Origin of the sequence: Photobacterium sp. BZF1, assembly GCF_014349205.1 — a bacterium.
Taxonomy (GTDB): Bacteria; Pseudomonadota; Gammaproteobacteria; order Enterobacterales; family Vibrionaceae; genus Photobacterium.
This window is the reverse complement of sequence record NZ_JACSOF010000214.1, coordinates 1-8,215: the sequence shown is the minus strand read 5'-3', so window position 1 is coordinate 8,215 and position 8,215 is coordinate 1. Positions and strand designations below refer to the sequence as shown.

The window sequence follows — 8,215 nt, the reverse complement described above, 5'->3', positions numbered from 1 at the left end:
GAGCTTGTCTTTCTGGCGTTTTGATTCTACCCGGGTTGCAATGGCGGTAATCGATAGATTATTTGCCGTTTGAGTAATTGAAGAAAGTGCGTCTAACTTCATTTCTTCATTTAATCTGTGGGTGTAAGCGAAATCGAGTTTGATATGCGCGGGACGAAATTTATTCAGGTAGCCCATAGAGCTGAAATTGTGGCCAAAGTTATCGATACCAAACTGAAAACCTTCACGGTGAATTGTTTCACACAGAATTTCAGTGTTACTGGTGTGCTTAATAAAGCAGATTTCTGGAATTTCAAAGATGATACGATCTTTAACGCTATTGAATGATTGCATCTTGTTGGTTAACCAGCGGATAAAGCTCGTGTCGTTAACACTGCTTTCTGTAATATTGACTGAGATTTTGCCGGTAATGATTTGCTCATCAAGCTGTTTTATTAGTTTTTCGATGATGAACATATCCATCTCCGAACCAGCGTCGAGCTGCTCTATCGCCCCTATAAACTGGCTTGCAGTGTAGCGTACGTCACCCTTTTGAATATAAGCAAACACTTCCTGATGTATGACTTCATTATTTTGGTCTATGGCTTTTTGGAATTTAAACTTAAACAGTTGGTTAGCAATGGCTTCATCTACTAATGCCTTCCATTGTTGTTTACCAAAAGTCTCTTGTTCGGTGCGTAGGTCTTTGGAGCGGTCAAACATGACCAGCCTTTCTTTCGGCTGTTGTTTAGCCTGAGTTAATGCATTGTCTGCTTGGGCTAGAAGGGAAGAGACATTATCTTCTTCGCTGCGCATAACTAGACCAACTGCACCTGCTGAAGGCCCAATATTAAGGGGGTCAACTTGTAACTCAGATGACATAACCAGCAAGATTCTCCCTAGTACAAGCAACTCTTCGGCAGTAGTACTCGGGGCGATAATCATAAACTCAGCTTTGCTTAGCCTAGATAGGGTATATTCTTCGGTGGCGAGTTGAGACAGCCTTGTTGAAAGTTGCTGTACTAACAGATCACCCTCTTCGTAACCAAGGTTTTCATAGCTATCTGCAATGATATCGACCTTTAGAAGCGCTATACCTCCAATATTACGTTGTGACAGCCATGCATCTAATTGGCTCAATAAATAGCTGCGGTTAGCTAAGCCGGATACTGGATCCTGAAAAGCTCTCACTCTTAATTTATCCGCCTCCTGTGCCTGTTGCCTGAAGTGAATATCCAGTTGGGCTGTCATATGGTTAAAAGCATTGACTACATCAGCAAGCTCACGGATTTTAGGTACTTCCAATGGCCTTCCGAATATATTTGCGGACATCTGCTGTGCGCCTTTCTGGATGGCATTGAGTGGTTTTAGGACTTTCGACAGGATCAGTGACAATATTGCCATTCCTATCACAAAAGTGATGGAGAATCCCAAAATCAAGTGCAGGGTAGATTGCCATAGCTTTTGATAGGCATGTGCAGTACTGCTGACAAGCTTTAAATTGGCAAGCTGTAACCAGTTGGCGCTAAGGGTTGTTGTTCTTGTGATTGGCTCTATCTCGATGAGAGATTGGAACCATGAAGGTACGCCTGCGACATCGTTTGGGTATTGGCGGTGAATCTCTATGTCTTCACGAATAGCCGAAAAATGGATTTCTCGGTAAAAGCTGCTGTCAAAAGTCGCATGTAACACGGACTCCACCGATACCATATCGTTGGCTACAAGGTATGGGGACAAAGCCAGTCCTACTGCACTGATAGCGTTATCCATCTCGGTAGTCTGCTGTTCCCGCAGAAAATCACGTGTTGTGTTGAACTGAATAACAAACACAGAGGTGATAAGCGTGAAGAAAACTACCAGCATCCATATCAATAGTTGTCTATATAATGTCATTTTGGTCACTCATCAAAGTTAATTTTCGGCCTGCGAAGCTTAATGTGATCCGAGCGGTAGCGTAGATCATTCCATAAACTCAGACGGGAGGCTTTGCCAGCCAGTTGCCCTTGTCCTTTCTGCTTCATGAGCCAGAGCTTGCTGGCGTTGAAACTATAAATAGGTTGTAAGTCTGTCCGTTCAGTTGCTAGTTTGATATCAACATGCAAGTTATCTAGCAGCAATGGAACTGATGCTGGGGTTGGGTAGTAGGCCACAACCATATGAAATTGGTTCAGCTCCAAGGCTTTGACATACACTAAGCTGAGTTTCTCATCATTAATTCCCATTTCACGCAACGAATAGTACTTTGCGATACTAAAGTCTTCACAGTCACCACCACCAACGCCTAAAAACTCCAATGGGGTTGCCCAAAAATCATCTTGTCCCCATAGTTTTTTGTCATCAATGAAGATGAGTTGGTTAAAAAAGTTATTTACTTCATTGAGCTGCGTGTTGATATCGCTTGATTCGTTGTGCTCGATGATCCTGTGCCAAGCTTCAACCCTTTTACCAGCCCTATCACCATAAAATTGAATAACCGTATCTACATCCTTGTTATTATTGTCATGTAAGGCTGTTACGCTAGCCGATAGAGCTAACATCAGCATTAGACCCTGTTTAAGCTTTTTCACAAGAAAAGGTCTTTATATTAATTGTCACGGATAGTAAAAATAGTCCACTCTTCAACCACTTTGCCTTGTGAACCCATAACTCGGGCAATAACACGTCGACTGAGTGTCATGGTGGCTTCTTCGGAAACTGCAACAACCGGGTCACTGTCGCCAAAGCCGACAGTTTTAATCCTGTTAGGATCGACACCGAAATTAATCAGCTCCTGGCGGACATTCTTAGCCCTGCGTTGCGAAAGGTCAACGTTGTGTTGTGCATTGCCTACTGGGCTGGCGTAGCCTTTGAGTTCGATAAAAGTTTCAGGGTATTGTTCCAGAAAGTCTGCCATCCGCTTGATTTCAGTTTTGAATGTATCGGGAATAACATCAGAGTCGTTGGCAAACAGCACCCTTACATCATTCTCTTCCTCTTGTTCAACGGTGGTTGGGCAGCCATCGTTATCGACGACTGCTCTGTAAGGGGTGCCTTCGCATTTATCCCTTGCGTTAATGACGCCATCCCTATCAAAGTCTCGCAAGTCTCTTGACTGCTCGGCAGTAGGTGGTTCATCAACAGTGACGGAGCATCCGAGCAAGGTAAGAGTAAGTAGTCCAGTTAGCATCCTTTTCATGACTTTGAATCCTTAGTTATTTTACCGAAGTAACCCATTTTTCAGGCATATCGACCCGGAGCTCGTCGAGTAACAGTCCTGTAGCATTGAGGACTCGATACTTGGCTAGGATGCCGTTGTAATGGGCGTCAAGGTATGCCTTTCTTGATTCGAACAATTCATTTTCAGTGTTAAGCACGTCAAGCAAGGTCCTTTTGCCTATTTTGAACTGCTTTTCGTAAGCGATAACCGTTCTTGCCGAGGCATCAACGTGCTGCTGCAAAAACTGGCTTTGTTCGTTAGCTAGTTCCATCGCACTCCATGCTAGTCGAGTACCTTCTTCAAGCATCCTGTGGGCGCGGTCACGGATGTCTTTTGATTTGTTGATCTGATAGGCTGCCCGCCGGCTTTTTGCTGCATCTGAGCCGCCGTTATAGAGGTTGTATCTCATTCTCAGCATTGCGCTGAATTCATCAGTGTCGCCCCTCGTACCATCTAGCTCTGTTCCCCACTCTTGTGAAGCTTCGATGCTAAAGCTTGGATAGAAGGTTCCTTTAGCTTGGTCGTATTGACGTTGAGCCGCTTCTATATCATTGGAGGCAACATAGACGACAGGGTTATTTTCTTTTGCCTTTGTAATAGCTTCATCCAAAGATGAAGCTATGTAATTGATATCAACTTCAGGTTTTTCTAGATCTCGGGGGTAGTCGCCAACGGTTCGTACAAAAGCAGTAACTTTGTCATTTAAGTTGCTTTTTGCCGATAACTTATTGGTATTTGAGCGTGCTAAGCGGCCTTCTACTTGCGCAAGGTCTGCCGTTGAACCTATACCGGAGTCTGCCCGCTTTTTGATATCCCTATACATACGCTGGTGGACTTCGAAGTTGGCTTCCGATAGGGCGAGGACTTCCTCAGCTCTTAGCACATCAAGATAAGCTTCGGTGGCCTTCAGAGCTGTATCTTGGGCATCAGAGAGCAGTTGGAAGCGCTGGGCTTCGGCTTCAGCTCTATTACGCTTAATATCGTTGTAGGTGATAGAGCCGTCCCATAGTAATTGGCGCAGAGACAGTCGGACATTACGTGGGTCAAAATCCCCTTTGGTACCAAACTCGTTGTCATAGTTCTCATAGCCAGCCCCTGCTTCAAGGTCGAGTGATGGAAGGTAATCACCTTTTGAAGCTCTGGTTAGCTCATTTCTGCTCATAAATTCATTAAAAGCACTTTTAATTTCAGGGTTTGAGCTAAGAGTTTGGGCAATAGCCTGCTCTAAAGATTGGGCATTTACCGCAAATGTAAAACAAGGCAGACTCACCAAGAATGCTATTTTAATTCCTTTACTTTTATTCATATCCTTACTCTCTTAAAGCTGTCTGCTGTGCTTTGAGCACGGGCTTAATTAAATAGTCCAGAACCGAGCGCTTGCCAGTGATGATATCAGCGGAAACAACCATGCCGGGGATGATGGGAAGTGGTTTTCCATCAGGGCCCATTAAGTCATTGCCGTCAGTACGGATTCGCACCTGATAAAAGCTGTTCCCCTCTTCGTCTTGGATTGTATCTGCACTGATGGTTTCCAAATAACCCGTTAAGCCGCCATATACGGTGAAGTCGTAGGCGCTGAACTTGATGACAGCTGGCAAATCAGGACGAAGGAAGCCGATATCCTGCGGGGCGATTTTTGCTTCAACTAATAAAGTATCTTCGGTCGGTACAATCTCAACTAAATCCATACCAGGCTGTACAACGCCGCCGATAGTATTAACGTGGATTTTTTGAATGGTTCCAGTAACTGGTGAAACGACGACAGTACGTCTAACCCTATCTTCAAGGCCAACTTGAGACTCCGACAAGCTGTCAAGTTGGTCGCTAGTCTCGTTGAGTTGGGCTTGCACATCGGAACGGAAATTCAGGGCAATATCGATGTATTTAAAAATGGCTTCTTGAATTGTTGATTGGATTACTGGTACTTGAAGCTCTGCTGAATTAAGTTCACGCCTGTTGTCATTCAATTGCCTTTGGAGTCTGAGTAGTTCTATTTGAGGTACGACACCTTCTTCTGCCAACGGTTTGGTGATGTTGTATTCTTCTCTTGCAATGTTGTAACTGCGGCGCAAGTTACTGATTCTAGAGCGTGTCTCTATGAGTTCTCGTTCTTTCTGGCTAATTTGCTGGGCCATGACAGAAAGCTGGTTTTCAAGGTTGGATATCCTGTCACGGTATTCGCTCTGTTGACGCCTAATCAAGCTTTGGTGTTTATCAGCAAACTCAGCAGGAAATACGAGCTCTGCCATATCTACATCAACACTACTGCGCCAGTCACTACCTGCTTTATCTCGGTTAATGGATACACTTTTTAATAGTGTATTTAACCGGATAGAATCGGCCTGAGAACCAGCCAGATTTTGCGAACGTTCCCTGAAATCAGATTGGAATTGGGTGTCATCAATTTGCAGGAGGGTTTGGCCCGCGACAACACTCTCACCTTCGCGAACCAGAACTTGTTCGACAATCCCCCCCTCGAGATTTTGAACGATCTGAAGTTGGGATGAAGGGATGACTTTTCCAGAGCCTACTGTCACTTTATCGAGCTTAGCAACATAGGCCCAAGCAATTGCCACAATGAAGAACAACACCATAACCCACAGCATTATTCGGGCATTTTTTGGGGTGTTGAGTAACAGTGCCGCCGACTTGTCATCGACAAAGTCTAAGTGGGATGTTGAAACAGAGCCGTTCTTCTTATCCATAAGCCTACCATTTAACCGCCAATCATCCATAAGGCGTAAAGCTAGTTACATTTTAGTACAAAAAAGCAAAAATACAGCTTAAAAAACAACCATTAACATAAATGTGATCTCATAGGCAAATTAATATAACTCGTTATTAATTTGCCTGTGGAACATACCTACTGAGAGTGTCGATTGTTTTGTACGCAATTTACACCTGTAAGTATTGCTTTGTGGTTAATATATTGTACATTTTTATGTTAAGTAGCACTATTTTGTGATTTTTGGTGCATTGTAACAAATTAATTCTAACTTGCTGGTGTGATATAGGCCGATCTGTCGCTTTTTTTCGCTAGATGGAGTGATGCTGTCGGTTCGTTTGAATGAAGACGCCAGTACAAAGTGGGATATTTGGTTTCATGGAAGTTTGATGCACAAAAGGTGCATTTTCAGACTCAATAGAGTGGTTTACTTATGGATAAGAACGATATCAACACAGTTGCGAGTGTAAAGGTTACTGAGGGCGTCGCATTCGTCATCAAGGCTGGGGGCCATGCCACTCCGATTAAAGCTGATTATCTGATGAGCCCAGATGACGTCGTCGTTACTCATCAAGCAGCTGAATTTGTCTTACTTGAGGACGGTATCCCTGTCCTGGTAAACCACGATTGCCCGAACTGTATTATCTTATCGGGTGATGGCGTCAAAGTTGCTGAATTAAAACAAGACGTTGCAATTCCTTATGGTCGTGACGCGGCTGCAAACTTTTCTGATGATGATATCAACGCTATACAGAATGCGATTTTAGCTGGAGAAGACCCCACTCAAGTATTTGAAGCAACAGCAGCCGGAAATGAACAGACAGGCACGTCAAATACCAATGCGACAGTTGTCGAGTACGATAACGATCAGATGCTTGCTGAGGCAGGGTTTGATACAGCAAACGAACAACAAGAAACAGAAGTTGAAGAAGAACGGCTAGGTTTGACGTTATCAAAAGGGGGGGAAAGTGCAGACATATCCTTGATAGAAGGTGATCTTAGTGATGGCCAATATCCCGTTGAGGTTATCCAAGTCATCAATATTGAGGCTGGCTCTTTACCGTTAGACCCTGGCTCATTCACTTTTGACCCTACTTCTATAAATGTTCTTCTTGATGAGCTAAATCAGGAAATTACTTCAGGTGGTGAAAGTGTAGATTTTACTTTTGACCCTGTTACAAATTCGATCGTAGGTATCCAAGAAGGCCTGCTTGTTTTAACTATCGATCTTGAGGTCAGCTCAAGTGGTTCAAATGTTACCGTTCAAGTGACCACAACATTACACCAACCAGTCGATCATGATGGTGATAACAATAGCGGGTTGGTTACCTATGATAATGACCTAATCAATATTGCTATATCCATTCAAGGGGCAGATGCCGGAGGTAATGCTCTTGAGAATCCTATTGATATCAAAGTAGGGATTGTTGATGGTGGAGAACCATCTTTCAGCACTGATTCTGGTGTCATCATTAACGAAACCACACAGCAAGGTGAAGTTGTTAAAGGGCAAGTACCATTAGATTTGGGGTCTGATGAAATTGGTTTGGTTGAATTTCAGCAAAACCAACCTAGCTTATCGGGAATTATAAGTAATGGCCGTCCAACAACTTATCAAGTGGTTGGTAACACTATCACTGTGCTTGATAGTGAAAGTAATCCAATTATGACGATCACTGTCATGACAGATGGCTCCTATGACGTTCTGGTTTCTGGTCCAATAGATCAAAGTGACAGTGAGTCATCACACTATAAGCTAAATTTCACTGCTACTGACAGTGATGGTGATCAGGCTGAAGGCACACTTTCAATAACTATTATTGACGGTGATGATGCCGCCGGCAGTGATACGGGCAGCGTTGCCCTGACCGAAGGGGATTTGGACACCTTGGGTAACGGCACCAACCCAGCTGATACCGATACCAGTTACCCTGCCTCGCAATCGGGCTCGTTCGTCATCAAAGCGGGCGAGGACAAACTGGTACCGGGCTCGGTGAAAATCGACCCGGCGCAGCAGGCTGACCTGATAGCCGAGCTGCAGGCCGAGCTGACCTCAGGCGATGAGGCCCTGACGTTTACCGTCGATAGTGATGGTAACCTGATCGGTAAGCTGCCTAATGGTGAAACCGCGCTGACGGTCTCCTTGTCTGCCATCGAGCAGGGACAGGATGTCAAGGTAACGGTCAATGTGGTCCAGCATGTTCCGCTGGACAACGATGGCACCAGTACCACCGGTTATGTGACCTTCACAGGAGACGATATCCATATCAACCTGCCGGTGCAGGCTGAAGATACCGATGGTGATGACCTCACCG

At 44.4% G+C, this 8,215-nt stretch carries 6 protein-coding genes; 1 reads left to right on the top strand and 5 read right to left on the bottom strand.

Annotated features, from left to right (window positions below; genetic code table 11):
- From BIZ37_RS28270 to BIZ37_RS28250, 5 genes are all read right to left on the bottom strand, one after another.
- Positions 1-1,872: EAL domain-containing protein (locus BIZ37_RS28270; RefSeq protein WP_255526948.1), on the bottom strand; the 1,872-nt coding region annotated here is incomplete at its 3' end.
- Between the two features lie 5 nt (positions 1,873-1,877).
- A complete protein-coding gene (locus BIZ37_RS28265) occupies positions 1,878-2,522 on the bottom strand; it encodes a transglutaminase-like cysteine peptidase (protein WP_304622272.1) in 645 nt (214 codons plus the stop codon).
- 41 nt (positions 2,523-2,563) lie between these two features.
- Positions 2,564-3,154: an OmpA family protein gene (locus BIZ37_RS28260; RefSeq protein WP_187464372.1), complete on the bottom strand. Its 591-nt coding sequence runs from the start codon at positions 3,152-3,154 to the stop codon at positions 2,564-2,566.
- A 16-nt stretch (positions 3,155-3,170) separates the two neighbouring features.
- Entirely contained in the window at positions 3,171-4,481 is a 1,311-nt protein-coding gene (locus BIZ37_RS28255; RefSeq protein ID WP_187464371.1) for a TolC family outer membrane protein, read from the bottom strand.
- 4 nt (positions 4,482-4,485) lie between these two features.
- A complete protein-coding gene (locus BIZ37_RS28250; RefSeq protein WP_187464370.1) occupies positions 4,486-5,880 on the bottom strand; it encodes an HlyD family type I secretion periplasmic adaptor subunit in 1,395 nt (464 codons plus the stop codon).
- 453 nt (positions 5,881-6,333) lie between these two features.
- Here BIZ37_RS28250 and BIZ37_RS28245 point away from each other — a divergent pair.
- A partial coding sequence (locus BIZ37_RS28245) for a retention module-containing protein (protein ID WP_187464369.1) occupies positions 6,334-8,215 on the top strand: 1,882 nt, incomplete at its 3' end.